Consider the following 3,054-nt stretch of genomic DNA (forward strand, 5'->3'; position numbering starts at 1 on the left):
GAATATAATAGAGAATATAATACTAATTACCAAATAGAAACTCTTACAAAAAACCAAGCTATTGAGATTACAGCTATATTAGCAAAAAAATATCGTATTAACGAGATTAAAGATAATTATTTTAAATTAATTGTCTTTGATACTATATTTAATACTGGTTACTTCAGTGGAAGTAGTATTTTACAAAGAAGTTTAAATCGGTATTATGGAACGAAAATAAAAGTAGATGGAATTATGGGAAGTCAAACTATAAATTTGTTAAATAAAGTTAAAGATTCTGAAAGGTTTATTCAAATATTTTTAAATGAGAGGTTAAGATATTATAAAAATCTCAAAGAGTGGGAAACTTATAAAAATGGATGGATATTAAGAGTTAATAATTTAAAAAATAAGAAACTATCTTAAAAATAGATAGTTTCTTATTTTTTTATCTTATAATAAAAAATATTTGCAAAAAATAAAAAAATAAAAAAATATTTGCAAAAAATAAAATAAAGATGTATAATCTTTTTAAATTTTTAATAGGGGGTAAAAAGAATGGTCCTATATATTTTAAAAAGAATTTTAACAACAATTTTTACACTTTTCTTAGTCATCACATTAACATTTTTTTTAATGAGACTCATGCCCGGAGGCCCTTTTGATGGGGAAAAGAATATACCTCCAAAAATCAAAGTAAAATTAGAACAAAAATTTGGATTAGATAAACCTTTAGGTGAGCAGTACATAGCATATATAAAAGATTTATCAAAGGGTGATCTAGGACCAAGTATGAAAAGAGAGGGAAGAACAGTAAACTGGATAATAGGATACTCATTTCCAACATCTGCAAAATTAGGTCTAGTAGCTGTGTTGTTATCTTTAGTTATAGGTATATCCTTAGGAATATTAGCAGCACTAAACTTTAATAAGTGGCCAGATTCACTTTGTATGCTACTTTCAACATTTGGTGTAACCATTCCGAGTTTCGTAATTGGAGTTTTCTTAATGTATATTTTTGGAGTAAAGTTGAAGTTATTTCCAATTGTTGGACTTAAAAGTTGGCAATCTTATATTTTACCGAGTGTGGCTTTATCAGGTTATTCAATAGCTTTTATAGCAAGGCTAACTAGATCGAAATTAATTGAAGTTATGAAATCAGATTATATAAGAACAGCAAGAGCAAAAGGTCTAAGTAGAGGAAGAATAATTATAAAACATGCTTTAAGAAATACTCTTATTCCAATAGTGACATATTTAGGTCCATTGGTAGCAGGGATATTAACTGGAAGTTTTGTTATTGAAAAAATATTTGCAATTCCAGGTTTAGGAAGTGAGTTTGTAACAACAATAACAAATAGAGATTATACAGTTATTTTGGGAGTAACTATTTTCTATAGTGCATTTTTAATGATTTGTAATCTTATTGTAGATCTACTTTATGTAGTTATTGATCCAAGAATTAAACTTGATAAATAGGGAGGAAGTATGACTTACAAAAATATAGAAGTAGATTTTGCTAATTTTAGAGAAGAGATATTTTCTTCTAAAGCTGTAAAATATACTAATACTGAAATTAAAGATGAGAATCCAGAATTAGATTTTACATTTGCCAGTGAAAACGAAAAAGTAAAAGAGGAGATAACTAGAAAAAGTTTTACTTTTGCTGAAGATGCTTGGAGAAAATTAAAACAAAACAAACTTTCAATAGCTGGATTAGTATTTATTATACTGATAACAACTCTTGCTGTAGTAGTTCCAATTTTTTCAAAATATAGTATCTTTGAAACAAACTTAAGTATGACAAATAGATTTCCAAGTGCAGCTCATTGGTTTGGAACTGACCAACTTGGAAGAGATATTTTTGTGAGAGTTATGTACGGGGCACGTTACTCTTTAGCAATTGCATTTATAGCATCTTTTTTAAATCTAATAATTGGAATTTTATACGGAGGAGTATCGGGATATTTTGGAGGAAGAGTCGATACTTTCATGATGAGAGTTGTAGATATTATATACTCCATTCCAATGACAATATATGTAATTTTAATTATGGTTACTTTTGAAAAAGGTGGATTTTTAAATATAGTTTTAGCACTAGCACTATCATATTGGATTGGAATGGCAAGAATAGTAAGAGGAGAGATTTTACAACTAAAACAGCAGGAGTATATTTTAGCTGCTAGAACACTTGGAGCTTCAAATAGAAGAATACTATTTAAACATCTTTTACCAAATAGTATGAGTTCAATAATAGTTACATTAACTTTACAAATACCATCAGCAATTTTTACAGAAGCATTTTTAAGTTTTATAGGTTTAGGAATCACTCCACCAGCAGCTTCTTGGGGAACGCTAGCAAATGATGCATTAGGTGGATTTAGATTATATCCATATCAATTAGTATTTCCAACTTTAGCAATATGTTTGACAATATTGGCATTTAATCTATTAGGGGATGGGTTAAGAGATGCATTAGATCCTAAGGTAAGGGGGTAGTTATTATGGAAAAGTTATTAGAAGTAAAAAATTTAAGAACATCTTTTGATACGCATCACGGAGAGGTACAGTCAGTTAGGGGAGTGACCTTTGACCTTTTAAAAGGGGAGGTTTTAGGAGTAGTAGGGGAATCGGGAAGTGGAAAAAGTATTACTATGATGAGTATAATGAAACTTCTTGAAGAAAATGGAAAAATAAAAGAGGGCGAAATAGTTTTTAAAGGGGAAAGAATTGATAATATAAATGAGAAACAGATGAATAAAATTAGAGGAAATACAATGTCAATGATATTTCAAGATCCTATGACATCGTTAAACCTTTTGATTCCAATAGGAAAGCAGATAATGGAAACACTTATTGTTCATAAAGGGATGAGCAATAGCGAGGCTTTTGAAAAAGCTGTGGAACTTTTAGATGCGGTGGGGATTCCTATGGGAAGAGCTAGAATGAATCAGTATCCACATGAGTTTTCAGGAGGAATGAGACAAAGAGTTATGATAGCTATGGCATTAGCTTGTAGTCCAGAGCTGCTTATAGCAGATGAACCAACAACAGCTTTAGATGTTACTATTCAAG

Annotated in this window: 4 protein-coding genes; all 4 read left to right on the forward strand. The window is 29.5% G+C overall.

The features are described 5' to 3' along the window. On the forward strand, positions 1 to 405 hold a 405-nt coding region (locus Q0V08_RS11295; protein WP_297434819.1), incomplete at its 5' end, for a putative peptidoglycan-binding domain-containing protein. 132 nt (positions 406 to 537) lie between these two features. Next, complete coding sequence (locus tag Q0V08_RS11300; RefSeq protein WP_297434820.1) at positions 538 to 1,458, forward strand: ABC transporter permease; 921 nt, start codon at positions 538 to 540, stop codon at positions 1,456 to 1,458. Between the two features lie 9 nt (positions 1,459 to 1,467). After that, on the forward strand, positions 1,468 to 2,478 hold the full coding sequence (locus tag Q0V08_RS11305; RefSeq protein ID WP_297434821.1) for an ABC transporter permease: 1,011 nt from the start codon (positions 1,468 to 1,470) through the stop codon (positions 2,476 to 2,478). A 5-nt stretch (positions 2,479 to 2,483) separates the two neighbouring features. Then, a partial coding sequence (locus tag Q0V08_RS11310) for an ABC transporter ATP-binding protein (protein WP_297434822.1) occupies positions 2,484 to 3,054 on the forward strand: 571 nt, incomplete at its 3' end.

The organism is uncultured Cetobacterium sp., from assembly GCF_947038635.1.
GTDB lineage: Bacteria > Fusobacteriota > Fusobacteriia > Fusobacteriales > Fusobacteriaceae > Cetobacterium_A.

Coding starts and splice junctions, on each gene's coding strand:
- Q0V08_RS11300 (WP_297434820.1), top strand. CDS start 538: ATGGTCCTATATATTTTAAAAAGAATTTTAACAACAATTTTTACACTT.
- Q0V08_RS11305 (WP_297434821.1), top strand. CDS start 1,468: ATGACTTACAAAAATATAGAAGTAGATTTTGCTAATTTTAGAGAAGAG.